The sequence below is a fragment of the Streptomyces sp. NPDC015139 genome (genome assembly GCF_043079785.1).
Taxonomy (GTDB): Bacteria; Actinomycetota; Actinomycetes; order Streptomycetales; family Streptomycetaceae; genus Streptomyces; species Streptomyces albidocamelliae.
In genome coordinates this window covers 110,213-135,760 of record NZ_JBIBUW010000005.1, presented here as the reverse complement: position 1 = coordinate 135,760, position 25,548 = coordinate 110,213, and the positions used below count along the sequence as shown (strand labels likewise).

Below are 25,548 nucleotides of genomic sequence, written 5' to 3'. Positions count from 1 at the left end.
ACGGCGAAGGGCCCCGTCCGCAACCCGGACGGGGCCCTTCGTCGTGGCGTGGCGACGCGGGGATCAGTGGTGGCCGTGGCCGCTCGTGATCTCCTTGTACTCGTCGACGGTCGGCTTCGGGATCTGGTTGTCCTCGCCGTAGTAGGCGTTGGACAGCTTCGCCCGCAGCTTCTGCGTGGCCGGCACCTTGCGCTCGACACCGTTCGCGTCGACCGTCGGGCCGATCTCGGCCGGCGCGTACTGGTTGTGCGCGGTGAGCGTGTGCAGCTGCTCCTGGCTGAGCGGCTCGTGCACCTCGATGAACTCACCGTGCGGCAGCCGCTTGATGATGCCGGTCTCGCGGCCGTGCAGCACCTTCTCGCGGTCACGGCGCTGCAGACCCAGGCAGATCCGCTTGGTGACGATGAACGCGAGGACCGGTCCGACGAAGAACGAGATCCGGACGAACCAGGTGACGTCGTTGATCGACAGGTGGAAGTGGGTGGCGAAGAGGTCGTTGCCACCACCGACCAGACCGACCATGTACACGGTGACCCAGGCGACACCGAAGGCGGTGCGGGTCGGCGCGTTGCGCGGACGGTCCAGGATGTGGTGCTCGCTCTTGTCGCCGGTGACCCAGGACTCGATGAACGGGTAGACCGCGATCGCCGCCAGGACGACACCGAAGAGCACCAGCGGGATGAACACGCCCAGGACGAGCGTGTGACCCCAGAAGTTGATCTCCCAGCCCGGCATGTAGCGGACGAGACCCTCGGCGAAGCCCATGTACCAGTCGGGCTGGGCGCCGGTGGACACCTGGTCCGGACGGTAGGGGCCCATGGCCCAGATCGGGTTGATCTGGGTGACCGCGGCGATGGCCGCGATGACACCGAAGACCAGGAAGAAGAAGCCTCCGGCCTTGGCCATGTAGACCGGCAGCAGCGGCATGCCGACGACGTTCTTGTTGCTCTTGCCGGGGCCCGCGTACTGCGTGTGCTTGTGGTAGATGACCAGGATCAGGTGTCCGACGACCAGACCGAGCATGATGCCCGGCAGCAGCAGGATGTGGATCGAGTAGAACCGGGCCACGAAGTCGTGGCCGGGGAACTCGCCGCCGAACAGGAACATCGAGATGTACGTGCCGACGATCGGCATCGACAGGATGGCGCCCTCGGTGAAGCGGACACCGGTGCCGGAGAGCAGGTCGTCCGGGAGCGAGTAACCGGTGAAGCCGGTGAACATGCCGAGGACGAACAGCAGGAAGCCGAACAGCCAGTTGATCTCACGCGGCTTGCGGAACGCGCCGGTGAAGAACACGCGCATCATGTGCACGAACATGCCGGCGAGGAAGATCAGCGCGGCCCAGTGGTGGATCTGCCGGACGAGCAGACCACCGCGCACGTCGAAGGAGATGTGCAGGGTCGAGTTGAACGCCTCGGACATCAGCTGTCCCTGGAGCGGGATGTAGCTGCCGTGGTACTCCACCTCGTTCATCGACGGGTGGAAGAACAGCGTCAGGTACACACCCGTCAGGATGATGATGATGAAGCTGTAGAGGCAGACCTCACCCAACATGAACGACCAGTGGTCGGGGAAGATCTTGCGCATGTTGGCCTTGGCCAGGGAGTAGATCCCGAGCCGGCCGTCGGCCCAGTCGGCGACACGCTCGCCGGCCGGCGCCTTCCCGCGCGAGCGGGGTGCTTCGTTCGGTGCAGTACTCATCCGCGCTCCCAGAATGCAGGACCGACGGGCTCCTCGAAGTCGCCGAGCGCCTGGAGGTAACCCTCACTGTCCACGCCGATGCGCAGCTGCGGCAGGGCGTGGCCGGCGGGGCCGAAGATCACTCGGGCACCGTCGGAGAGGTCGAAGGTGGACTGGTGGCACGGGCACAGCACGTGGTGCGTCTGCTGCTCGTACAGGGAGATCGGGCAGCCGACGTGGGTGCAGATCTTGGAGAAGGCGACGACGCCCTCGTGCGACCAGTCGAGCTCGCGCTTGTCCTTGATGTTGCCCGGCTGCAGCCGGACGATCATCAGGGCCGCCTTGGCGATCTCGTTCTGGAAGTCCTCGCTGGTCTCCTCCAGCCCGTCGGGCTTGGCGAAGGTGAGCGAGCCGACGGCGACGTCCTCGGGACGCAGCGGCAGGTTGGTGTTCATGTTGACCAGGCGCTTGCCCTTGGCCCACAGGGTGTGGCGGAGCTTGGTGCCGGGCGCGGGGCCGAGACCGCCGAGCAGCATGACGCCGGAGAGCGGCACGAGGGCCAGCGCGCCGAACATGGTGTTGCGGATCAGCTTGCGGCGGCCGATCGCCGACTCCTTGGCACCGTCGGCGAAGTCCGCGTGGACCTTCGCCCGGAGCTCGGGGGAGGCCGCGATCGGGTGACGCTCGTCGGCGACCTCGACGTCGGACATCAGGGTGCGGGCCCAGTGGACCGCGCCCGCGCCGATGCAGAACAGCGCCACGCCGAGGGTGAGACCCAGCGCGAAGTTCATCGCGCTGATGTGCCCGATCGGGAAGACGAAGATCGACTTGTCGTTCGGGATCACCAGGTACGCGACGATGAAGCCGATGGTGGCCAGCATCGACACCGTGAACATCAGGGCGACCGCGCGCTCGGACCGCCGGGCGGCCCGCTCGTCGATGTCCTGGATCCGGGGCTCGTGCGGGGGCAGCCCCGGGTCAGCGAACGGGTTGACCTCGTCCGCGACCCCTACCGCGCCGTGCGCGTGGCCCTGCTCTGCGGGCAGGTTCTCTTCTGGAATGTCTTGGCTACTCATGACTTCTTGGCCTTTGCGGTCCGAGCGGCGACCCAGACGGCGACCGCGATCAGCGCGCCGAGTCCGAAGATCCAGGCGAACAGACCCTCACTGACCGGCCCGAGGCCGCCCAGCTCCAGACCGCCGGGGTTCGTCGTCTCGCTGCTGTCGACCGCGTGCAGGTACGCGATGATGTCCTTCTTGTTCTTCTCCGTCAGCGTGGTGTCGGGGAAGGACGGCATGTTCTGCGGGCCGGTCTGCATGGCCTCGTACATGTGCCGCGGGTCGACGCCCTCGAGGGTCGGGGCGTACTTGCCCTTGGTGAGGGCACCGCCCTTGCCGGTGAAGTTGTGGCACTGCGCGCAGTTGGTGCGGAACAGCTCGCCACCCTTGGCGATGTCCGCGCCTTCCGGACCGTACTGCTCACTGGTGGGCACGTTCGGACCGGCGCCCAGCGACGCGACGTACGCGGCGAGCTGGTCGATCTGCGTCTGCGTGTAGACGACCTTCTTGCTCGGGATCTGCGCCATCTGGGAGGACGAGGCCGGCATACGGCCGGTGCCCACCTGGAAGTCGACCGCGGCGGCGCCGACGCCGACCAGGCTCGGGCCGTCGGAGGAGCCCTGGCCACCGGTGCCGTGGCAGCTGGCGCAGCCGACAGCGTAGAGCTTCTTGCCCTCCTTGATGGTCAGGGACTGGGAGGTGTCATCGGCCTGCGCCTTGCCCGCGGGCGCGAACGCGGCGTACAGCCCCCCAGTGGCCGCCAGCGCGAGGAGTAGGACGACGACCGCCGCCAGCGGATGGCGTCGTCGTGCGGAGAGCTTTTTCACGGATTACCCCGGTGTCAGGATCTTCTGCGTCGGTGCTTCTGGATGTGCGGGAGGTCCCGCTACTTGATCAGGTAGATCGTGGCGAAAAGGCCGATCCAGACGACATCGACGAAGTGCCAGTAGTAGGACACGACGATGGCGGCGGTCGCCTGCTCGTGAGTGAACCTCTTGGCCATGTATGTACGGCCGAGGACCAGCAGGAAGGCGATGAGACCGCCCGTCACGTGCAGGCCGTGGAAGCCGGTGGTCAGGTAGAACACCGAGCCGTACGGGTCGGAGGACAGCGAGATGCCGTCCTTCTTCACCAGCTCCGTGTACTCGTAGATCTGACCGCCGATGAAGATCGCACCCATGATGAAGGTGAGGATGAACCAGCCACGGAGCTTCTTCACATCGCCGCGCTCGGCGGCGAACACGCCGAGCTGGCACGTGAGGGAGGAGAGCACCAGGATCGTGGTGTTCGTGGCGGAGAAGGGCACATTCAGTGCCTCCGCCATCTCCTTCCAGTGGGCCGGTCCGGTCACCGACCGGAGGGTGAAGTACATCGCGAAGAGGGCCGCGAAGAACATCAGCTCGGAACTCAGCCAGATGATGGTTCCGACGCTGGTGAGGTTCGGCCGGTTGACCGACGGGTGCGCGTGCCCGGTTTCTACTGTCGTTGCTGTCGCCACGACCGACATTATGTCGGTCGCTTATCCCGCCCTCACTCCGGGGGGTGCCGTTCGGAGTGTTGCTGCCCGCCGAACCGGTGCTGACGTGGTGTTCATGGGAGTAACATCCGCCCAAACGGCCCTGTCCGTCCCGTCCGTACGACGTCGACGTCCCGGAGGAACAATGCAGCCGACCGCCACGGTGCTGGTCTACAGCGACGACTCCAACACCCGCGAGCAAGTACGGCTCGCCGCCGGACGGCGGCCCGCTCCGGACGTGCCCCAGGTGGAGTTCGTGGAGTGCGCGACGCCCGCCGCGGTGCTGAGCGAGCTGGACAAGGGCGGCATCGACGTCTGCGTGCTCGACGGCGAGGCCGTGCCGATGGGGGGCATGGGGGTGTGCCGGCAGATCAAGGACGAGGTCTTCAACTGCCCGCCCGTGCTTCTGCTGATGGGCCGCCCCCAGGACGCCTGGCTGGCCACCTGGAGCCGCGCGGACGCCGCCGTCACCCTTCCGGTGGACCCGGTGGAGTTCGCCGCCTCGCTGGCCTCCCTGCTGCGCCGGAAGCGCCTCCAGAGCGCCTAGGGAGGCGGGGCGCGAGGGCGCACGGCCGCCGGTCCGTCCCGGCTCGCCGCGCCGCTCCCCGCGCCCCTCCAGGGCGTTCACACGGCCGTCGGCCGCAGTCTCACCGCGTCGCCCGGCGCCGGGCCGTCCGAGGTGCCCGCGGTCAGCGCGCTGCCCGTGCGCCACTTCTTCCAGTCGACGTTCCAGTCGCCGAAGCCGTTGCCGAACGGCTCCATCGCGTGGCCGCCCGAGTTCACGACCTTGACGATGTCGCCCTCGCGGACGTTGTCGAAGAACCACTCGGCGTTGGACGTGCTCATACCGGTGCAGCCGTGGCTCACGTTGGCGTACCCCTGCGAGCCCACCGACCAGGGGGCGGCGTGGACGTACTCGCCGGACCAGGTGACCCGGGTGGCGTAGTAGACCGGCAGGTCGTAGGAGTCGGAGCTGCCCTCGGCGATGCCCACGGTGGTGCCGCGCATCCGTACGAAGTACTGCTTCTCCAGTACGACCTTGACGCCGTTGCGGGTCTCGAAGCCGGGCTTGCCGGTGGTGACGGGGATCTGCTCGACCTGCTTGCCGTTCTTGTAGTAGGTGAGCTGGTGTGCCGCGGCGTCCGTGACGACCTCGACCTTGTCACCGGTGGTGATCTTCAGTGCCTTCGACCTGCCGCCCCACAGCCGGTCGCCGATCCGTACGCCGTCCAGGTTGCTGTGCACCTGGATGGTGGCGTGCTCGGGCCAGTACTCCTTGGGCCGGTAGTGGAGTTCCTTGTCGCTGACCCAGTACCAGGAACCCTGGACGGCCGGCACGGAGTCCACCCTGAGGGCCCGCTCCACGACGGCCCGCTGGGCCTTGTCCTTGATCTCCTGGCCGAGCATGGCGGTGATGGGCTGCCCGACGCCGTACTCGCCCGCGTCCGGACCGAAGGTGACGGCCAGGGTCTTCTTGCTGGTGGGCTTGCTGGTGTCGAACTCCAGGACCTTGCGGCCGGGTGCGCCGTCGTCGTCCTCGGTGCTCACGGCGACCGTGTAGTGGGCGTTGGCGGCCAGCGGGGACGTACTGTGCCAGCGGCTGCCGTCGGCCGCGAGTTCGCCCGCCACGAAGCGCCCTGTGGAGTCCTGGGCGGTGACGTCCGTGATGCGGCCGTCACCGCTCTCGGCCGTGATCTCCAGGGGCTTGTCCGGATCGGCCCGCTTACCCGCCTCGGTGGGGCCGTTGAAGGAGATCTGGTCCGCTGCGTCGTACGGCTTGGCCGACAGGGGGTTGCCGTCCGGACCGCAAGCGGTGCCGCCCGCACCTAGGGCGGCCACCAGCAGGGTGCAGCTGACGACAGTGCGGGTCCGCGGAAGTCGGTTCATATGATCACGCTATGAGGTGCTGACCGTACCGGCACGGCGGGTAACTCGTACGGGGGACGGGCGCTACGGCAAAGGAAGGTCCCCCCGGTTGCGGTGGCCGTCCGGCCGCGAACGGCGGGAGCCCGGACCCCCCTGATGGAGGGTCCGGGCTCCCGGCACATGCGCTCGCGTGCTACTGGGTGCGGTTCTCACCGTGGTAGTACTCGAACACCCAGCCGAACAGGCCGATCATGATGATCGGTGCCGCGAAGTAGATCAGCCACCAGCCGACCGCGACGCTGAGGAAGGCGATCGCGCCGCCCGTGCCCAGCATCAGCGGCTGCCAGCTGTGCGGGCTGAAGAAGCCCAGCTCGCCCGCGTCGTCGGCGACGTCCGCTTCCTTGTCGTCCTGCGCGCCGGCGTCCACCCGACGGGCGGTGAAGCCCAGGTAGAAGCCGATCATGACGGACAGGCCGAAGGCCAGGAAGAGTGCGGTGGTACCGGCCGGCTCCTTCGACCACACGCCGTACACGACGGCCATGATCAGGATGAAGAAGCTCAGCCAGATGAACATCCGGCCCTGGATCTTCACTTGCCGGCCTCCTTGCTGCCCGCGATGGCGGCGCCGTGACCGGCGTGCTCAAGCTGCTCCAGCGCGGCGATCTCGGGGTGGTGCAGGTCGAAGGCCGGGGATTCGCTGCGGATCCGCGGCAGGGTGAGGAAGTTGTGCCGCGGCGGCGGGCAGGAGGTCGCCCACTCGAGCGAACGGCCGTAGCCCCACGGGTCGTCGACGCCGACCGGCTTGCCGTACTTGGCCGTCTTCCACACGTTGTAGAGGAACGGCAGGATCGACAGGCCGAGCAGGAACGAGCTGATCGTCGAGATCGTGTTCAGGGCGGTGAAGCCGTCGGCCGCCAGGTAGTCGGCGTACCGGCGCGGCATGCCCTCGGCACCCAGCCAGTGCTGCACCAGGAACGTGCCGTGGAAGCCGACGAACAGCGTCCAGAACGTGATCTTGCCGAGGCGCTCGTCCAGCATCTTGCCGGTCATCTTCGGCCACCAGAAGTGGAAGCCGGAGAACATCGCGAAGACGACGGTGCCGAACACCACGTAGTGGAAGTGCGCCACCACGAAGTACGAGTCCGAGACGTGGAAGTCCATCGGCGGCGAGGCCAGGATGACACCGGTCAGACCACCGAAGGTGAAGGTGATCAGGAAGCCGACCGCCCAGAGCATCGGTGTCTCGAAGGACAGCGAGCCCTTCCACATGGTGCCGATCCAGTTGAAGAACTTCACGCCCGTGGGTACGGCGATCAGGAACGTCATGAAGGAGAAGAACGGCAGCAGCACTCCGCCGGTGACGTACATGTGGTGGGCCCACACCGTCACGGACAGACCGGCGATCGCGATGGTCGCCGCGATCAGGCCCATGTAGCCGAACATCGGCTTGCGGGAGAAGACCGGGATGACCTCGGAGATGATGCCGAAGAACGGCAGCGCGATGATGTACACCTCTGGATGGCCGAAGAACCAGAAGAGGTGTTGCCAGAGCAAGGCTCCGCCGTTGGCCGCGTCGAAGACGTGTGCCCCGAATTTCCGATCCGCCTCCAGCGCGAAGAGCGCGGCGGCGAGGACCGGGAAGGCGAGCAGGACCAGGACGGCGGTCAGCAGCACGTTCCACACGAAGATCGGCATGCGGAACATGGTCATGCCGGGAGCGCGCATGCAGATGATCGTGGTGATGAAGTTGACGGCGCCGAGGATGGTGCCGAAGCCGGAGAAGGCCAGACCCATGATCCACAGGTCGGCACCCAGACCCGGGCTGCGGACCGCGTCCGACAGCGGGGAGTAGGCGAACCAGCCGAAGTCGGCCGCGCCCTGCGGGGTGAGGAAGCCACCGACCGCGATGGAGGAGCCGAACAGGTAGAGCCAGTAGGCGAACATGTTCAGCCGCGGGAACGCCACGTCGGGCGCGCCGATCTGCAGCGGCATGATCCAGTTCGTGAAGCCGGCGAACAGCGGCGTCGCGAACATCAGCAGCATGATCGTGCCGTGCATCGTGAACGCCTGGTTGAACTGCTCGTTCGACATGATCTGCAGACCCGGCCGGGCCAGCTCGGCGCGCATCAGCAGCGCCATGACGCCACCGATCAGGAAGAACGCGAACGAGGTGACCAGATAGAGCGTGCCGATCGTCTTGTGGTCGGTGGTCGTCAGCCACTTCACCACGAGATTTCCGGGCTGCTTGCGCCTGACCGGCAGCTCGTTCTCGTACGAGTCCTCAGCTGCCGCGGCACCCTGGGGTTCGTTGAGGATGCTCACAGGTTGTTCGTCTCCCGGTTCTTCTCGTGCGGCGTCTGCGCGATGCCGGCGGGAATGTAACCGGTCTGCCCCTTCTTGGCGAGGTCCTTGAGGTGCTGCTCGTAGCGCTCGGGGGAGACGACCTTCACGTTGAACAGCATCCGGGAGTGGTCGACGCCGCAGAGTTCGGCGCACTTGCCGAGGAAGGTGCCCTCCTTGTTGGGGGTCACCTGGAAGGCGTTGGTGTGGCCCGGGATGACGTCCTGCTTCATGAGGAACGGCACCACCCAGAAGGAGTGGATGACGTCACGCGAGGTCAGGACGAAGCGGACCGTCTTGCCCTCGGGAAGCCACAGCGTCGGACCGGGGTTGCCCGTCTGCGGGTTCCGCGTGCCGGGCGTACCGACGTCGTAGACACCGCCGGCGTTGGCCGGGAAGGCGTCCTTGAACCGGTCCGGAATGGCGGCCAGGTTCTTGTCGGTCTTCGCGTTGCCCGCGCTTCCGGGAACGTCCGCGATGTAGTTGAAGCCCCAGCTCCACTGGAAGCCGACCACGTTGACCGTGACGTCGGGCTTCTTGTCGGTGAGGCTGAGCAGCTTCGTCTCGTCCCGGGCCGTGAAGTAGAAGAGCACCGAGATGATGATGATCGGGACCACCGTGTACAGGGCCTCGATCGGCATGTTGTACCGGGTCTGCGGAGGTACCTCGACCTTGGTGCGGCTGCGCCGGTGGAAGAAAGCACTCCACAGGATCAGGCCCCACACCAGCACGCCGACGGCGAGCGCAGCCGCCCAGGAACCCTGCCAGAGGGAGAGGATCCGCGGAGCCTCTTCCGTGGTCGGGGTGGGCATACCAAGGCGGGGGAAGTCTTCCCAGTTGTACGAGCAACCGGTGGCTGTCGCCAAGACCAGGCCCGCGGTCAGTGCCTGCAGCAGCTTCCGCCGCATCGGGCGCCGCGGCGAGCGGTCGGAGCCGTTGGGACTCACGTAGCGCCTTCCCGAGAGTCTCGCCCGCGCTGTACGGCTGCGGCCTTCTCGCTGGTCGGTCGCCGCCCTGCGTCGGGCAGGGGTTTGGATGTTTATGCGGACCAAACCCTAGCCGACGCCCTCCAGGGGTTCGCGGGGAGGGGGGCATACGCGTCGCCTGTCACTCGGTTGGGGCGGCGATGGGCGCCTATTGGCTCGGGTTGTCGCGGTTTGCCGTCCCGCCGCGCGCCGCGTTGTGGCTGGTCGCGCCGTTCTCCGCGCCCCCGGGTGGACCGGTCTCACCGAAGTCTTAACGTTGCCCTGTGGCCTACTTCGACGCAGCTTCCGCCGCCCCTCTCCACCCCGTGGCCCGCCAGGCGTTGCTGGCCTCGCTGGACGACGGGTGGGCCGACCCCGCCCGGCTGTACCGGGAGGGGCGCAAGGCGCGGATGCTGCTGGACGCGGCCCGGGAGGCGGCGGCGGAGGCCGTGGGCTGCCGGGCCGACGAGATGGTCTTCACTCCGTCGGGGACCAGGGCCGTACACACGGGCGTCGCGGGCGCGTTGGCCGGCAGGCGCCGGACCGGACGCCACCTGATCGTGTCCGCCGTCGAACACTCCTCCGTGCTCCATTCGGCTGAAGTGTTCGAGGCGGCAGGGGGAACGGTCGACCGGGTGGCCGTCGACCGGGGCGGGGCCGTGGACGCCGCCGGCTACTCCGCCGCCCTCCGCGCGGACACCGCGCTGGCCGTGCTCCAGTCGGCCAACCACGAGGTGGGGACCGTGCAGCCGGTGGCCGAGGTGGCCGGGATCTGCCGGGCGGCCGGGGTGCCCCTGCTGGTGGACGCGGCGCAGTCGCTGGGCTGGGGTCCCGTCGAGGGCGACTGGTCACTGCTGACGGCCAGTGCGCACAAGTGGGGCGGGCCGTCCGGGGTCGGACTGCTCGTCGTCCGCAAGGGGGTGCGGTTCGCGGCCCAAGGGCCGGTGGACGAGCGGGAGTCGGGGCGGGCCGCCGGTTTCGAGAACATCCCGGCGATCGTGGCGGCCGTGGCCTCCCTGCGCGCGGTGCGGGCCGACGCGGACCAGGAGGCGGTACGGCTGCGGGAGCTGACGGCACGGATCCGGGCGCGGGTGCCGGAACTGGTGCCGGACGTGGAGGTGGTGGGCGACGCCGAGCGGCGGCTGCCGGGCATCGTCACCTTCTCCTGTCTCTATGTCGACGGAGAGGCGCTGCTGCACGAGCTGGACCGGGCGGGGTTCTCCGTCTCGTCCGGGTCCTCGTGCACGAGCAGCACGCTGACGCCGAGCCATGTGCTGCGGGCGATGGGCGTGCTGAGCGAGGGGAACGTCCGGGTGTCGCTGCCCCGGAGGGTGGCCGAGGCGGACGTCGAGCGGTTCCTCGAGGTGCTGCCGGGGGCCGTCGCGTCCGTGCGGGAGAAGCTGGGCGCACCGGCGCCGGCCACCCGGGTGCGCTCCGCGGAGCTGGTCGTCGACTCCCTCGGCAAACGCTGCCCGATCCCCGTCATCGAGCTGGCCAAGGTGATCGGGGAGGTGCCGGTGGGCGGCACGGTGCGGGTGCTCTCCGACGACGAGGCCGCGCGGCTGGACATCCCGGCCTGGTGCGAGATGCGCGGGCAGGAGTACGTGGGCGAGGAGCCGGCGGAGCGCGGTACGGCGTACCTGGTCCGCCGGCTCGGCTGAGCGCCCGGGGAGTGTCCTAGCGCAGGTGGGCGCGGACCTCTTCGGCCGCCTCGTCGCCGTACGCCTTGGTGAACCGCTCCATGAAGTGGCCGCGCCGCAGCTGGTACTCCTGCGTGCCGACGGTCTCGATGACGAGCGTCGCGAGCATGCAGCCGACCTGGGCGGCGCGCTCCAGGGAGACGCCCCACGTGAGGCCGGACAGGAAGCCGGCGCGGAAGGCGTCGCCGACGCCGGTCGGGTCGGCCTTGCGCTCCTCCTCGGGGCAGCCGACCTCGATCGGGTCCTCTCCGTGACGCTCGATGCGCACGCCGCGCGCGCCGAGGGTGGTGACGCGGTGGCCGACCTTGGACAGGATCTCGGCGTCGCTCCAGCCGGTCTTGGTCTCGATGAGGCCCTTCTCGTACTCGTTCGAGAACAGGTACGTGGCGCCGTCCAGCAGTATCCGGATCTCCTCGCCCTCCATGCGGGCGATCTGCTGGGAGAAGTCGGCGGCGAAGTGGATCGCGCGGGAGCGGCACTCCTCCGTGTGGCGGAGCATCGCCTCCGGGTCGTCGGCGCCGATGAGGACCAGGTCGAGTCCGCCGACGCGGTCGGCCACCGTCTTGAGCTCGATGAGGCGGGCCTCGCTCATCGCGCCGGTGTAGAAGGAGCCGATCTGGTTGTGGTCGGCGTCGGTGGTGCACACGAAGCGGGCGGTGTGCAGGGTCTCCGAGATGCGGACGGAGTCGGTGTCGACGCCGTGCCGCTCCAGCCAGGCACGGTACTCGTCGAAGTCGAAGCCCGCGGCGCCGACCAGGACCGGCTGGGTGCCGAGCTGGCCCATGCCGAAGGCGATGTTCGCGCCGACGCCGCCCCGGCGCACGTCCAGGTTGTCCACCAGGAACGAGAGCGAGACCGTGTGCAGCTGGTCCGCGACGAACTGGTCGGCGAAACGGCCGGGGAAGGTCATGAGGTGATCGGTGGCGATGGAGCCCGTGACTGCGATGCGCACGTCGGCATTCTCCTGCGGGAGGGTGGGTTGACAGTTCACGCTACCTGTTGGTGGGGCGGCACTGAAGCTGACAAAACTACCCGATAGTAGATCTTTCTTCGCGACCCGGAACATGCCTACGGTGCCGTCATGACGAACCCCAGGGTCAACTTCACCCCCCCGGCCGACCTCGAGGGCGACCTCGCCGTACTGCGCGGCGACTGTGCCCGGATGGCTCCGCACTGGGTGGTTCCCGAGCACGGCACGTCACGGCCGGTACCCCCTTCTCTCATCCACGGGGTGACCGTGCCGGCCCGATCCGCACGACTGCTGGACGCGATGTCCGACTACGGCGACTGACCCACGGGGCGCATTCACGCGGGAACCGCGCGCTCCTCTCCCGCGTCCCATCGGCGTCCCCCGCGCAGGGGATGCGGGACACGACGCGAGGAGCGATGCGGTGAACACGGAGCGGCCTGAGAACTCCGGCGAGGCGCAGGAGCCGGAGGTGTCCGGGGAACGTGCGGCCGAGGAGCCGCGGGTCGGCGACGACCGGGCGGGCGAGCGGTCCGCACGGCGCCGCACACCCGTCGTCGTGGCCTCCGTCGCCGCGGCGGTCCTGCTGGCCGGCGGGGGCGGCGCGTACCTCGCCGCGCACGGCGGCCCGGACGGCCGTACGCACGCGGGCGCCTCCGGTGGCGGTGGCACTCCCCCGCCGCTGGCCCTGGACGGCTCCTCCTCGGACACGAACGGCATCGCGCCCGGCGAGCCGGACCCGAACGGGACGACCTACACCGTCCGGGGCGAGCTGCCGGACGGGCCGGACGCGGCGCCCGTGTACGCGCCGCAGGGCCGGGTCGGCAAGGAGGCCGTGGCCCGTCTGGCGCGGGCGCTGGGCATCGACGCGGCTCCGGTGGACGAGGGGCGGACCTGGCGGGTCGGCGGCAAGGACGGTTCGGGGCCGAGCCTCCGGGTGGACCGGGACGCGCCCGGCAGCTGGACCTTCAGCCGGTACGCGCCGGGCACCGACGACTGCAAGAAGGGGCCCCTGTGCGCGCACGACCCGATGGGCCCCACCGGCGGCCCGTCGAGCGAGGCGGCCGCCGAGAAGGCCGCGGCCCCGGTGCTGAAGGCGGCCGGCCTGGACGGCGCGAAGATCGACGCGAGCCGGGTGCTGGGCACCCAGCGGGTGGTCGACGCGGACCCGGTGGTCGGCGGGCTGCCCACGTACGGCTGGACGACCGGCCTGACCGTCGCCCGCAAGGGTGAGGTGGTCGGCGGCCACGGGCTGCTGGGCACGCCGGTGAAGGGCGACACGTACCCCGTCCTGGACGCGCGCAGGACGCTGGAGCTGATGAACGGGGCGGCGAAGACCGGTCACCGGATGGGGATCGGCGGGTGCGCGACCCCGGTGCCGGCGAAGGACCGGCTGGAGCAGCCGTGCGGCGCGGCCACCGGGGCGCCCAAACGGGCGGCGGGCACGGCCACGGTCGAGAAGGCGGTGTTCGGGCTGGCCGCCCACTCGGTGGGCGGGCGGCAGGCGCTGGTGCCGTCCTGGCTGTTCGAGGTACGCGGGGCGGCGGCACCGGAGCCGTTCACCGTGACGTACCCGGCGGTCGATCCGAAGTACCTGCGGTCGAGCCGGTCGGCCCCGGCCACGGGACCGTCCGCGGCGCCGGGCGGCACCCGGGAGGTGAAGGTGACCGGCTACACGGGCGACGGCCGGGAGCTGACCGTGAGCTTCTTCGGCGGGGTGTGCGCCGACTACACGGCCTCGGCGCGGGAGAAGGGCGGCCGGGTGACGGTCTCGGTGACCGAGAAGCCCTGGCCGGACAAGGTGTGCGTCCTGATCGCCAAGGAGTACGTGAAGACCGTACGGCTGGACGCGCCGCTGGACGGGCGGACCGTGGTCGGTACCGACGGCGGGCGGATCGCGCGGACGAAGCCGGGGGCGCTGCGGCCGCAGACCGGCTGAACGGGGGCGCACGGCACTCGCACGGCAGACGAAGGCGGCGGCCCCGTACAGGGGACCGCCGCCTTCTCCGTCGGGCCGTGGGCCAGCCGGGCTGCTCAGCTGAAGGAGTCGCCGCAGGCGCAGGAGCCGGTCGCGTTCGGGTTGTCGATCGTGAAGCCCTGCTTCTCGATCGTGTCCACGAAGTCGACGGTGGCGCCGCCCAGGTACGGGGCGCTCATGCGGTCGGTGACGACCTTGACCCCGCCGAAGTCCTTCTCCACGTCGCCGTCGAGCGAGCGCTCGTCGAAGAAGAGCTGGTAGCGCAGGCCGGAGCAGCCGCCGGGCTGGACGGCGACGCGCAGGGCGAGGTCGTCACGGCCTTCCTGGTCGAGCAGGGCCTTGACCTTGGCCGCGGCGGCGTCGGTCAGGATGATGCCGTCGGTGACGGTGGTGGTCTCGTCCGATACGGACATCTACATCTCTCCCGGGTTGTACGGAGACTGCTTGCCGACGAGTGCAACCGGCGTTTCCGCGGATTCATTCCGGGCCGGGCATTCGCGTGGTCGCGTTTTCTGTTTCCGTCTTCATGCTCGCACACGGGCGCGGGCACGCACAGCGACCCGTGGCGGGCACCGGGCGGGATTCACGTCACATGGACGCTATTGCCGTCGTCAAAGTGACGTGAAGCGGTTATGATAGATAGCGTCAGTTAGACGAAAAGTAGAAAGGGTGCGTGTCGTGACCACCGCCCAGACCCCGGAACTCGACGTGCAGCCGACTCCGCTCGCCCTGTTGCTGCTCGGCCGTGAGGCCGACCCGAAGAGCGAGCGTGGCGTCGAGTGCCCCGGTGACCTGCCGTCGCCGTCCGACCCCGACCTGGTCGAGCGCGCCCGCGCGGCCAAGGAGAAGCTCGGCGACAAGGTCTTCGTGCTCGGCCACCACTACCAGCGCGACGAGGTCATCCAGTTCGCCGACGTCACGGGCGACTCCTTCAAGCTGGCCCGCGACGCGGCCGCGCGCCCGGAGGCCGAGTACATCGTCTTCTGCGGTGTGCACTTCATGGCCGAGTCGGCGGACATCCTGACGTCCGACGACCAGAAGGTGGTCCTCCCCGACCTCGCCGCCGGCTGCTCCATGGCCGACATGGCGACGGCCGAGCAGGTCGCCGAGTGCTGGGACGTGCTCACCGAGGCGGGCGTCGCCGAGCAGGTGGTGCCGGTCTCGTACATGAACTCCTCGGCCGACATCAAGGCCTTCACCGGCAAGCACGGCGGCACGATCTGCACGTCGTCGAACGCCAAGCGCGCTCTGGACTGGGCGTTCGAGCAGGGTGAGAAGGTGCTGTTCCTGCCCGACCAGCACCTCGGCCGCAACACCGCCGTGCGGGACATGGGGATGTCCCTGGACGACTGCGTCCTGTACAACCCGCACAAGCCGAACGGCGGCCTGACCGCCGAGGAGCTGCGGGCCGCGAAGATGATCCTCTGGCGCGGCCACTGCTCGGTCCACGGCCGCTTCAGCCTGGACTCGGTGAACGACGTCCGCGAGCGCATCCCCGGTGTGAACGTCCTCGTCCACCCCGAGTGCAAGCACGAGGTCGTCGCCGCCGCGGACCACGTCGGCTCCACCGAGTACATCATCAAGGCCCTGGAGGCGGCCCCGGCCGGTTCCAAGTGGGCCATCGGCACCGAGCTGAACCTGGTCCGCCGGCTGGCGAACCGTTTCGCTCCCGAGGGCAAGGAGATCGTCTTCCTCGACAAGACGGTCTGCTTCTGCTCGACGATGAACCGCATCGACCTGCCGCACCTGGTCTGGACCCTGGAGTCCCTGGCCGAGGGCAACCTCGTCAACCGCATCGAGGTCGACAAGGAGACCGAGGCGTTCGCGAAGCTGGCCCTGGAGCGGATGCTCGCGCTTCCGTAGCCGTACCCGTCCGGCGGGGCCCGGCGTCGGCGTGCGAGGTCACGCCGACGCCGGTTTGCGTCCGGGGCGGGCCGGATCCAGCGTGAAGAGCGTGCCGTCGGGGGTCGTCACCACCAGCGCGCCGCCGTTCACGAGCAGTTCCGGCGAGTGGTAGTCGCCGCTGACCACGGTGCCGGCCCGCGGATAGGACTCCCACAGCCTGTGTCCCGTGCGGGCGTCGAGGGCCGCGACCCGGCCGCTCGCGCTGGCCAGGAACACGCTGCTGCGTCCGTCCGCGACGGGCGCGGCCGGCTGTTCGAGGGTCGTCGCGGTGCGCCACACCTGTCGGCCGGTCACGGGCGAGACGGCGGTCGTCCGTCCGTCCGAGGCGGCGAAACACAGCACCCCGTGCGCCATCGCCGCCCGCCCCCGGTACTCGTCGCCCAGCGCGCGGCTGCCGCGGGCCCCGGTGCGGGGATCGATCACCTCGACCCGGGTGTACGGGTTGTCCTGCACCGTCGGGTCGACGGACCGCCGTGCCGCGTAGACCAGCCGTCCGTCCAGGGTTCCGGCGTAGTCCGCGGTCACCGGCGGCGCGGCCGGGAGCCGGCGCGCGGAGCCGTCGGCGGGATCGACGGCGATCAGCCGCCGCTGGGCGCCGGACGGGGTGTGGTAGCCGGTGCAGTCCGCGTACAGGCCACCGCCCGCGCCGAGGAAGTCGCAGTGGTGTCCGGCCGGCACCGGCATCGACCAGCGCGCGGAGCCGTCGCGCGGGGAACGGGCCGTCACGGTCGGGCCGTCCGGGACGAGGACGAGGCCGCCGACGAGTGCCGCCGACGCGTTCCCGTCGCGCGTCGGACGGGACCACAACCGCCGTCCGTCGGCGGCGGCGAACGCGGCGACGGTGGCCGTGGTGTCGTTGCCCGCCGCGTTCAGGACGCTCTCGCGGACGAGCACGACGCCCTCGTGCACCCCGACCACCCCGCTGTCGTAGTGGTCGAGACCGATCCCCGGCGGCTGGGTGCCGGCCCGCCAGACCGTGCGGCCGGTGACGGCGTCTACGCGGATCGGCAGGGTGCCGCTGCCCCCGCAGTAGACCGCTCCCCCGCTCAGCGCGCAGGACGGCTGCCCGCCGCGGCCGGGGCCGTCCGCCGGCCCCGAGGAGCGCTTCACCCCGTGGGCGGCGACCGCGTACACCGTCGTCCGCCAGGGCCGCCAGCCGTCCGGGAGGGCACCCCAGCGGGTGGCCGTGGCACCGGGCGAAGGGCCGGCCCCGGGCCTCGCCCCGCTCTGGAACGGCGCGATCAGATAGGCCGTGAGGGCGGCGAGCAGCACGCCCGCCACCCCGACGGCGAGCGGCATCCGCAGGCCGCGCCTGCGGCGTGCGGGGGCGTCGGCCGCCGCCTCGGGCGGCACGGCGTCCGGGTCCGCGACGGCCCTTGCCCGGTACGGGACGGAGGCGGCCGGATCCGCCGCCGGAGGCCGGGTCGGCTCCGGGTCCGCCCGGCGGTGCGGGACGGTGGGCGGCTCCGCGGCGGCCGGCTCGGGCAGGGCGGCGGCGAACTCGGCGGCCAGGGTGTCGAGTCCGGGCCGGGCGGCGCCCCGCTTGACCAGGCAGCGGGACAGGACCGCGCGCAGCGGCTCGGCGACCCCCGTCAGGTCGGGCTCCTCGCTCATCACCCGGTACGCCGTCAGATAGGGGCTGTCCGCGTCGAAGGGGCCGCGTCCGGTCGCCGCGAACACCACCAGCGCGGCGAGCGAGAACACGTCGGACGCGGGACCCACCGACCGGGCGTCCGCGAGCTGTTCGGGGGACATGAACGGCGGGGTGCCCATCATGTGCCCGGTCTCGGTCAGCGCCTGGTTCTCCGCCGCGCGCGAGATGCCGAAGTCGATGACCCGGGGGCCGTCCTCGGCCATCAGGACGTTGGCGGGCTTGAGGTCGCGGTGCACCACCCCGGCCCGGTGGATGTCGCGCAGGGCCTCCACCAGGCCGAGGACGAGCCGGCGCAGTTCGGCGCCGGCCAGCGGTCCGTCGTCCCGGACGCGGGCGGAGAGCGGGCGTCCGGGTACGTACTGGGTGGCCATCCAGGGCCGGGGCGCCTCCGGGTCCGCGTCCACGACCGGCGCGGTGAAGGCGCCGCTCACCTTGCGGACGGCGGCGATCTCCTGGCGGAAACGGGCCCGGAAGACGGGGTCCTCGGCGTACTGGGCGTGGACCACCTTGACGGCGACCTCCCGGCCCGATCCGGCCCTCGCCCGGTACACGACACCCATCCCACCGGCCCCCAGCCGGTCGACGATCCGGTATCCACCGAGCGACCCGGGATCGCCTTCGTGCAGTGCCACCGCCCCGTTCCCCCTCCCCCGCAAGAGCAGTTCCGGATCACAGGATAGGAAAGTCCTGCGCGAGAGGGGACGCCGGTGCGGGGTGTCAGACCCCCGCGGGCTCCGGCTCGTCCGAGGCGGCCGGGGCCGGGGACGAAAGACCCTTCTTCGCCGCCCGCTTCTTCGCGCGCCGCTCCTTGCGGAGTTCCAGCATCGCGTAGAGCGTCGGGACGAGGAGCAGGGTCAGCAGGGTGGAGCTGATCAGGCCGCCGATGACGACCACCGCGAGCGGCTGGGCGATGAAGCCGCCCTCGCCGGTGACGCCCAGGGCCATCGGGAGCAGGGCGAAGATCGTCGCGAGGGCCGTCATGAGGATCGGGCGCAGCCGGTGCCGGCCGCCCTCGATCACGGCCTGAACGACGCCGTGCCCCTGCGCGCGGTACTGGTTGATCAGGTCGATCAGCACGATCGCGTTGGTCACCACGATGCCGATCAGCATCAGCATGCCGATCATCGCCGGGACACCCATCGGGGTGCCGGTGGCGATCAGCAGGCCGATCGCGCCGGTCGCCGCGAACGGGATCGAGACCAGCAGGATCAGCGGCTGGACCAGCGAGCGGAACGTCGCCACCAGCAGCATGAAGACGATCGCGATGGCCGCCAGCATGGCCAGGCCCAGGTTCTTGAACGCGTCGTCCTGGTCGGAGGAGACGCCGCCGATCTCGGCCGTGGCGCCCGTGGGGAGCTTCAGGGCCTCGATCTTCGACTGGAGCCTGGTGCTGATCGCGCCCGTGTTGTCACCGGTCGGCTTCGCCGTGACGGTGGCGGCGCGCCGGCCGTCGATGCGGGTCATCGACACCGGGCCGTCCACCAGCTTCACGGTGGCGATGTCGCCGAGCCTCACGGGACCGAGGCGCAGCTTCTTCAGCTGGGCCAGGGTGGTCGCGGGCTTCGCCGACCGCACGACGACGTCGCGCTCGGTGTCGTCGAGGACCGCCTTGGCCGCCGTCGTGCCGCGCACGGCCTGCGCGACCGCGGCGCCGAGCTTCTGGTCGTCGAACCCGGCGGCGGCGGCCTCGGTGTCGGCCCTGACCGAGATCCGCGGGACGCTCGTCGCGAGGTCGCTGGTGACGTCGGTGACGTGGTCGAGCCCGGCGACGGTGGAGCGCACCTGCTCGGCGGCCGTGCGCAGCGCCTCCGGGTCGGCGGCCTTCACCACGACGCTCAGGTCCTGGTTGCCGAAGCCGTCACCGGCGGACACGGTGGTCGTGCCGATGCCGTCGAGCTTCTTCAGGCCGTCCTCGATGTGCCGCTGCACGTCGTCGTAGGACGCCGAGTCCTTCAGCATCACCTGGTACGACGCCTGATTGGTGTCCGTGCCGCCGCCGAAGGCCGCCATGAAGCCGGAGGAGCCGACGGTGACCTGGTAGTCCTTCACGCCGTCGGTGGCGGCGAGCAGCTTCTCCACCCTGCGGGCCTGGACGTCCGTGGCCGCGAGGCTGGTGCCGGGCCTCAGCTCCTGCTTGACGGTGAGGACCTTCTGGTCGCCCTGGTCGAAGAAGTTCGTCTTCAGCAGTCCGCCCATGCCGAAGGTGAGGACCAGGACCACGAGCGCGATCAGCACGCTGGTGAGGCGGCGGCGCGTCGCGAACCGCAGGACGGGGACGTAGGCGCGCTGGAGGCGGCTGTTCGCCTCCTTCTCCTCGGCCCGGCGGCGGGCCTCCGCCGCGTCCTCGGGGGTGCCCTTGGGTGCGCGCAGGAACCAGAACGACAGGACCGGGACGACCGTCAGCGAGACGAGCAGCGAGGCCAGCAGGGCCGCCGTCACCGTGATGCTGAACGAGCCGAACAGGGCGCCCACCATGCCGCCGACCAGGCCGATCGGCAAGAACACGGCGACCGTGGTGAGAGTGGAGGAGGTGACCGCGCCGGCCACCTCGCGCACGGCGGTGAGGATCGCCTCCCTGCGCTCCTCGCCGTAGCCGAGGTGGCGCTTGATGTTCTCCAGCACCACGATCGAGTCGTCGACGACCCGGCCGATGGCAATGGTCAGCGCGCCGAGCGTGAGCATGTTCAGCGACAGACCGCGCGTCCACAGCACGATCAGCGCGAGCACGACGGACAGCGGGATGGACACCGCGGTCACCAGCGTGGAGCGGACCGAGGCCAGGAAGACCAGGATGATCAGGACCGCGAAGAGCAGGCCGAGCGCGCCCTCCGTGGTCAGGCCCTTGATGGACTTGGACACCGCCGGGCCCTGGTCGCTGACGACCGTGAGCTTCGCGTCCGCGCCGAGGTCCGTCCGCAGGCCGGGCAGCTTGTCCTGGACGGCGTCGGAGATGGCGACCGCGCTGCCGCCGTGGTCCATGGTGACGTTGACGGCGAGGCTCGGCCGGCCGTCGGTGCGGGTGAGGGAGTCGGCCGGGGCCGGCTTCTCGGCGACGGTCGCCACGGCACCGAGGCGGACGGGGCTCTTGCCGCCCTCGCCGGCGATCCGCAGGTCGCGGATCTGCTTCAGCGAGGTGAAGCCGCCACCGACCTGGACGGTGCGGTTGGCGCCGTCCTCGTCGAAGGAGCCCGCCGGGACGGTCGCGCCGCCCGCCTGGAGGGCCTGGCCGAGGGCGGCGGGGGTGAGACCGGCCCGGGCGAGCTTCGCGTCGTCCGGGGTGACGGCGACCTGCTGGTCGCGGACGCCGGTGACCTGGACGCGGCCGACTCCGTCGATGTCCTTCAGGACCGGGACGACCGACTTGTCGATCTGGTCGGCGAGGGCCTGCTGGTCCTTGCCGGAGGTGACGGCGAGGACCACGGTCGGCATGTCGTCCGTGGAGCCGGAGACGACCTGCGGGTCGACGTCGTCCGGGAGCTGGTTGCGGGCCCGGTTGACGGCCTGCTGGACGTCGGAGACCAGTCGCTTGGTGTCGTTGCCGTAGTCGAAGGACGCCATGATCACGGCGTTGCCCTCGCTCGCGGTGGAGGTGACACCGGTGATGCCGTCGACGGCCTGCAGGTTGTCCTCGATGGGCTCGACGACCTGCTTCTCGACCACGTCGGGCGAGGCGCCCTGGTACGGCGCGATGACCGACACCATGGGCAGCTCGATGGTGGGCAGCAGCTGCTGCTTGATCTGGGGTATCGCGATCAGCCCGAAGGCGAGCGCGATGAGCGAGACGAGCCCGACGAGGGCGCGTTGCGCGAGGCTGAATCTCGACAGCCAGGACATGGATCCGGTTCTCTCTGTGAGCGGCAGGAGCGGCGGGGGACGCACGGGCGCGCCCACCCCACCACCCTGAGCCATGCCGGAGGGCCGAACTGTAGGCCCCAGGTCCCGTTCCTTATCCGCCCCCTACTCCGCGCGCAGTACGCGCGGGTGGAGATCAGTCCGTCCTCGGACGTACCAGCCCGGACTCGTAAGCGATCACCACGAGCTGGGCCCGGTCCCGGGCGCCGAGCTTGGCCATGGCCCGGTTGACGTGCGTCTTCACGGTCAGCGGGCTGACCTCCAGGCGTTCGGCGATGTCGTCGTTGGAGTGCCCGCCGGCGACCTGCACGAGCACCTCGCGCTCCCGGCCGGTGAGCGCGCCGAGGCGTTCGGAACGGGCGGGGTCACGGCTGTCGTCGCCGTCACCCTGGGCGAGGAAGCGGGCGATCAGACCCTTGGTGGCGGCCGGGGAGAGCAGCGCGTCGCCGTCGGCGGCCAGCCGGATGGCGTTGAGCAGTTCCTCGGGCTCGCTGCCCTTGCCGAGGAAGCCGGAGGCGCCCGCGCGCAGGGCCTGCACGACGTAGTCGTCGACCTCGAAGGTGGTCAGGATGACCACGCGGACCTGTGCGAGGGCGGGGTCGGCGCTGATCGCCCGGGTGGCGGCGAGGCCGTCGGTGCCCGGCATCCGGATGTCCATCAGGACCACGTCGGGGGCCTCCGCCCGGGCCAGCCGGACCGCCTCGGCGCCGTCGGACGCCTCCCCCACCACCTCCATGTCGGGCTCGGAGTCGACCAGCACGCGGAACGCGCTGCGCAGCAGCGCCTGGTCGTCGGCGAGCAGGACACGGATCGTCATGCGGGCTCCCCCGGGGCCGTCGTACGCCTCTGCGCACGGCTGTCGGTACGGGTCCCGGGGCCGGTCTCGGCACGCGGCCCGCAGCGGGTGTCGGCACGAGTCCCGGAGCGGGTCTCGGGACGCGTCTCGACGGGCAGGATCGCATGGACGCGGAAGCCGCCGCCGTAGCGGGGGCCGGTGGTCAGGGTGCCGCCGAGGGCGGAGACCCGCTCCCGCATGCCCAGCAGCCCGTGTCCGCCGCCGGCCCCGGGCGCCGCGCCCTGCCCGGCCCCGTCGTCGAGGACGGTGATCTCGACGTGCGGTCCGACGCGTACGACACTCACCTCGGCACGGGCACCGGCGCCCGCGTGCTTCTGCACGTTCGTCAGGGCCTCCTGGACGATCCGGTAGGCGGCCAGGTCGACGGCGGCCGGGAGGTCGGTGCCCTGGTCGGCGCGGGCCACCTCCACCGGGAGACCCGCGCTGCGGACGGCGGCCGCCAGCTCCTCCAGGCGGCTGAGGCCGGGGGCGGGCTCCGTGGGCGCCTCGGGGTCGCCGGACTGGCGCAGCAGCCCGACGGTGGCGCGCAGTTCGTTCAGTGCGCTGCGGCTGGCCTCGCGGACATGGGCGAGGGCCTCTTTCGCCTGGTCGGGCCGTTTGTCCATGACGTGGGCGGCGACCCCGGCCTGCACGTTCACCAGGGCGATGTGGTGGGCGACGACGTCGTGCAGGTCGCGGGCGATGCGCAGGCGTTCCTCGGCGACCCGGCGGCGGGCCTCCTCCTCGCGGGTGCGTTCGGCGCGCTCGGCGCGCTCCCGGATGGCCTGCATGACGGCGCGCCGGCTGCGGACGGCGTCCCCGGCGGTGGCGCCGATGCCGGTCCAGGCGAGGACGGCCAGGTTCTCCTGCGCGTACCAGGGCAGCGGGCCGCCGAGCATGGCGCCGGCCGTCAGCACGGTCATGGTGAGCAGACCGACGCGCCAGGTGGTGGAGCGGTCGGTGGTGGAGGCCACGGTGTACAGGGCGATGACGGCGGACATCGCCACGGGGGCACGCGGGTCGCCGGTGACGAACTCGACCAGGGAGACGCCGCCGGTGACGGCGAGGACCGTCTTCGGGGCGCGGCGGCGGAAGACGAGGGCGGCGGCGCCGAGGAGCATGAGGAGGAGGGCGAAGGGGTCGGGGGTGCGGACGCCCCAGCTGACCCCGTGCCCGTCCTTCGGCACGACGAAGGAACCGGCGACCATGCACAGCAGCACGCCGGCGGCGATGGCCGCGTCCAGGGCCAGGGGGTGGGCCTTGAGGCTGCGGCGGGCGCGGTCGAGAGTGCTCACGGGACTGAACAGTACGGGCGTTTCGGATGCGGGTCACCAAAAGGTCCCCGGTTCCGGAAGGTGCCCGGTTTCGGGAAGCAGCCGGTTCCGGAGGGTGCCCGGTACCGGAAGGTGCCCGGTACCGAAGCCGGCCACTGCGGGTCCGCGGCCGCCCGGCGACAATGTGACCAGAGCTGTTGGGCGCCCGGTCCCCCCGCGGACGCGTCCCGTTGGCCGGTCGCGCTCAGCCTTCTCGCCAGCATCCCGCCGACGAAAGGCATCCCGTGCGTCCCCTCCCGCTCCGAGTGATCTGGTCCGCCGCCGCTGCCGCCCTGGTCTCGGCCACCGGCCTCAGCGGATCCGCCCACGCCGTCACCTACGGCACGCCGACGATCAAGCTGTCGGCCTCCTACCTCTCGGGCGCGGTCGGCAGCACCGGGGACCCGGTGGTCACCGTCACCGTCGCCCAGAGCGGCGCCGACGCCTCCGCCCTGACGGTGGCCGCGAGCAGGACCAGCGAGGCCGGTGTGGCCGGTACGGGCGACGTCCGGGTCACCGGCACCGGCGGCACCCGTACCGTCGCCGTCACCGCGCACGCCCAGGGCTACGCCGACCTCACCCTGAAGGTGACCGGGCTCGGCGGCAGGACCGCCACCACGACCCTGCACTACGCGGCCTCCCCGGCCGTCCAGCGCAGCGCCGACGCCCGCTACCTGACCGGCGCCTCGGACGCCTCCGACGGCGTGGACGTCGGCGGCGGGTACGTCGTGGTCGCCAACGACGAGGACAACACCCTGCGCCTGTACGACGGCGCCGCCTCCGGCGCTCCGGTGCGCACCTGGGACCTGGACAACGCACTGGGCGCCGACAAGGAGGTCGACATCGAGGGGGCCGCGCGGGTCGGGAACACCGTCTACTGGACGGGATCGCTGGGCAACAACAAGGACGGCGAGTACAAGGCCGACCGGAACACCGTGTTCACCACGACCGTCTCCGGCTCGGGCGCCGCCACCCAGCTGGCCTTCGGCAGCGCGGGCCACCGCCTCCGCGACGACCTGGTGGCCTGGGACAAGGCGAACGGCAACCGGTACGGCTTCGCCGCCGGGACCGCGGCCGGGCAGGTCCCGAAGCAGATCGACGGCTTCAACGTCGAGGGGCTGGAGTTCGCGCCGGGCTCCACGACCACCGCCTACGTCGGCTTCCGGGCCCCGCTGGTGCCGCCGCGGACCGGCGGGAAGGCGCTGATCGTGCCGGTCACCGACATGGACCAGGTGGTGCGCGGCGCCAAGGCGACCTTCGGCACGCCGATCGAGCTGGACCTCGGCGGCCTGGCCATCCGCGACCTGCGCCGCAACGACCAGGGGCAGTACCTGATCGTCGCCGGGTCCTGGGCCGCCGACGACAACAGCGACCCGTACGCGCTCTACTCGTGGGACGGGGTGGCCGGGCACCAGCCGGTCAAGGTGCTGGACCTGCCGACGGCGGACGCGGGCGGCTGGGAGTCGGTCGTGTCCGTGCCCGACCTGTCCGTTGCCGGCGCCCGGGTGCAGCTGATCACCGACGACGGGGCGGCCGACCTGTACGGCGACGGCGTGGAGGCGAAGGACCTCACCCACCCGGAGTGGCAGAAGTCCCGCACCACCTGGTTCACCCTGGGCTGACCGCCGGGGGACCCCGGGTCAGCCCGGGATAAGGCCGTCGTCGCCGAGGAGGTCCCGGACCTCCTCCAGCGTCGCGTCGGACGACGGCAGGATCAGTTCGGAGGGTTCCAGCGCGTCGTCCGGCAGCGGGGTGCCGAGCCGGTGGACCGCGTCCAGGAGAGCGGTGAGCGTGCGACGGAAGCCGTCGTCGTCGCCGCTCTCCACCTCCGCCAGCAGCTCGTCGTCCAGCTTGTTCAGCTCAGGGAAGTGGGAGTCGTCCAGCTTCACCTGGCCCTCCCCCATGATCCGTACGATCAC

General features: G+C 70.8%; 21 protein-coding genes. 6 read left to right on the top strand and 15 right to left on the bottom strand.

Annotated elements, in window-relative coordinates; all coding sequences use genetic code 11:
* Positions 1–63 precede the first annotated feature (63 nt).
* From ACF08B_RS15540 to ACF08B_RS15525, 4 genes are read right to left on the bottom strand one after another with little or no spacing between them, the layout of a single operon-like run.
* Positions 64–1,701, bottom strand: a complete 1,638-nt coding sequence (locus ACF08B_RS15540) for a cytochrome bc complex cytochrome b subunit (protein ID WP_392317825.1) — start codon at positions 1,699–1,701, stop codon at positions 64–66.
* Positions 1,698–2,756, bottom strand: a complete 1,059-nt coding sequence (locus ACF08B_RS15535; protein ID WP_392317824.1) for a Rieske 2Fe-2S domain-containing protein — start codon at positions 2,754–2,756, stop codon at positions 1,698–1,700. Before ACF08B_RS15535 ends, ACF08B_RS15540 begins: the two co-directional genes overlap by 4 nt.
* Positions 2,753–3,565 carry a c-type cytochrome gene (locus ACF08B_RS15530; protein WP_392317823.1) on the bottom strand — a complete coding sequence of 271 codons (813 nt, stop codon included), beginning with the start codon at positions 3,563–3,565 and terminating at the stop codon, positions 2,753–2,755. The genes ACF08B_RS15535 and ACF08B_RS15530 overlap by 4 nt, the downstream gene beginning before the upstream one ends.
* A gap of 59 nt (positions 3,566–3,624) precedes the next feature.
* Complete coding sequence (locus ACF08B_RS15525; protein WP_014672235.1) at positions 3,625–4,245, bottom strand: heme-copper oxidase subunit III; 621 nt, start codon at positions 4,243–4,245, stop codon at positions 3,625–3,627.
* Positions 4,246–4,399: 154 nt separating this feature from the next.
* Here ACF08B_RS15525 and ACF08B_RS15520 point away from each other — a divergent pair, with 154 nt between their 5' ends.
* Complete coding sequence (locus ACF08B_RS15520; RefSeq protein WP_392317822.1) at positions 4,400–4,801, top strand: two-component system response regulator; 402 nt, start codon at positions 4,400–4,402, stop codon at positions 4,799–4,801.
* A 77-nt stretch (positions 4,802–4,878) separates the two neighbouring features.
* On the opposite strand, the gene ACF08B_RS15515 is transcribed toward ACF08B_RS15520, so the two are convergent.
* The 4 genes from ACF08B_RS15515 to coxB form a co-directional block, all read right to left on the bottom strand.
* Positions 4,879–6,141 (bottom strand): Ig-like domain-containing protein, encoded by a 1,263-nt coding sequence (locus ACF08B_RS15515; RefSeq protein ID WP_392317821.1) that lies wholly within the window; start codon positions 6,139–6,141, stop codon positions 4,879–4,881.
* Between the two features lie 172 nt (positions 6,142–6,313).
* Positions 6,314–6,712, bottom strand: coding sequence for a cytochrome c oxidase subunit 4 (locus ACF08B_RS15510; RefSeq protein ID WP_093478286.1), 399 nt, complete (start codon positions 6,710–6,712; stop codon positions 6,314–6,316).
* Entirely contained in the window at positions 6,709–8,442 is a 1,734-nt protein-coding gene (ctaD, locus tag ACF08B_RS15505) for a cytochrome c oxidase subunit I (protein ID WP_093478285.1), read from the bottom strand. The genes ACF08B_RS15510 and ctaD overlap by 4 nt, the downstream gene beginning before the upstream one ends.
* Positions 8,439–9,407 carry a cytochrome c oxidase subunit II gene (gene coxB, locus ACF08B_RS15500; protein WP_392317820.1) on the bottom strand — a complete coding sequence of 323 codons (969 nt, stop codon included), beginning with the start codon at positions 9,405–9,407 and terminating at the stop codon, positions 8,439–8,441. The genes ctaD and coxB overlap by 4 nt, the downstream gene beginning before the upstream one ends.
* 302 nt (positions 9,408–9,709) lie before the next feature.
* Between coxB and ACF08B_RS15495 the strand changes: the two genes are divergently transcribed.
* Complete coding sequence (locus tag ACF08B_RS15495; RefSeq protein WP_392317819.1) at positions 9,710–11,086, top strand: cysteine desulfurase/sulfurtransferase TusA family protein; 1,377 nt, start codon at positions 9,710–9,712, stop codon at positions 11,084–11,086.
* 16 nt (positions 11,087–11,102) lie between these two features.
* Here ACF08B_RS15495 and ACF08B_RS15490 read toward each other — a convergent pair whose 3' ends face one another.
* Entirely contained in the window at positions 11,103–12,077 is a 975-nt protein-coding gene (locus tag ACF08B_RS15490; RefSeq protein WP_093478280.1) for a carbohydrate kinase family protein, read from the bottom strand.
* Between the two features lie 129 nt (positions 12,078–12,206).
* Between ACF08B_RS15490 and ACF08B_RS15485 the strand changes: the two genes are divergently transcribed.
* Both ACF08B_RS15485 and ACF08B_RS15480 read left to right on the top strand, forming a co-directional pair.
* Entirely contained in the window at positions 12,207–12,416 is a 210-nt protein-coding gene (locus ACF08B_RS15485; RefSeq protein WP_123438140.1) for a hypothetical protein, read from the top strand.
* Between the two features lie 100 nt (positions 12,417–12,516).
* Positions 12,517–14,031, top strand: a complete 1,515-nt coding sequence (locus ACF08B_RS15480) for a hypothetical protein (protein WP_392317818.1) — start codon at positions 12,517–12,519, stop codon at positions 14,029–14,031.
* Positions 14,032–14,126: 95 nt separating this feature from the next.
* On the opposite strand, the gene ACF08B_RS15475 is transcribed toward ACF08B_RS15480, so the two are convergent.
* A complete protein-coding gene (locus ACF08B_RS15475) occupies positions 14,127–14,483 on the bottom strand; it encodes an iron-sulfur cluster assembly accessory protein (RefSeq protein ID WP_023551351.1) in 357 nt (118 codons plus the stop codon).
* 265 nt (positions 14,484–14,748) lie between these two features.
* Here ACF08B_RS15475 and nadA point away from each other — a divergent pair, with 265 nt between their 5' ends.
* Positions 14,749–15,933, top strand: coding sequence for a quinolinate synthase NadA (gene nadA, locus ACF08B_RS15470; protein ID WP_392317817.1), 1,185 nt, complete (start codon positions 14,749–14,751; stop codon positions 15,931–15,933).
* A 39-nt stretch (positions 15,934–15,972) separates the two neighbouring features.
* Here nadA and ACF08B_RS15465 read toward each other — a convergent pair whose 3' ends face one another.
* The 4 genes from ACF08B_RS15465 to ACF08B_RS15450 all read right to left on the bottom strand — a co-directional run bounded on the left by ACF08B_RS15465 (position 15,973) and on the right by ACF08B_RS15450 (position 23,611).
* Positions 15,973–18,261 (bottom strand): PQQ-binding-like beta-propeller repeat protein, encoded by a 2,289-nt coding sequence (locus ACF08B_RS15465; RefSeq protein WP_392317816.1) that lies wholly within the window; start codon positions 18,259–18,261, stop codon positions 15,973–15,975.
* 85 nt (positions 18,262–18,346) lie between these two features.
* Positions 18,347–21,463 carry an efflux RND transporter permease subunit gene (locus ACF08B_RS15460; RefSeq protein WP_392317815.1) on the bottom strand — a complete coding sequence of 1,039 codons (3,117 nt, stop codon included), beginning with the start codon at positions 21,461–21,463 and terminating at the stop codon, positions 18,347–18,349.
* Between the two features lie 154 nt (positions 21,464–21,617).
* Positions 21,618–22,298 (bottom strand): response regulator, encoded by a 681-nt coding sequence (locus ACF08B_RS15455; protein ID WP_392317814.1) that lies wholly within the window; start codon positions 22,296–22,298, stop codon positions 21,618–21,620.
* On the bottom strand, positions 22,295–23,611 hold the full coding sequence (locus tag ACF08B_RS15450; RefSeq protein WP_392317813.1) for a sensor histidine kinase: 1,317 nt from the start codon (positions 23,609–23,611) through the stop codon (positions 22,295–22,297). The genes ACF08B_RS15455 and ACF08B_RS15450 overlap by 4 nt, the downstream gene beginning before the upstream one ends.
* A gap of 263 nt (positions 23,612–23,874) precedes the next feature.
* On the opposite strand from ACF08B_RS15450, the gene ACF08B_RS15445 reads away from it, so the two are divergent.
* Positions 23,875–25,251 (top strand): hypothetical protein, encoded by a 1,377-nt coding sequence (locus ACF08B_RS15445; protein WP_392317812.1) that lies wholly within the window; start codon positions 23,875–23,877, stop codon positions 25,249–25,251.
* A gap of 18 nt (positions 25,252–25,269) precedes the next feature.
* Here the strand turns inward: ACF08B_RS15445 and ACF08B_RS15440 are convergent, their stop codons facing one another.
* Positions 25,270–25,548, bottom strand: coding sequence for a hypothetical protein (locus tag ACF08B_RS15440; RefSeq protein WP_392317811.1), 279 nt, complete (start codon positions 25,546–25,548; stop codon positions 25,270–25,272).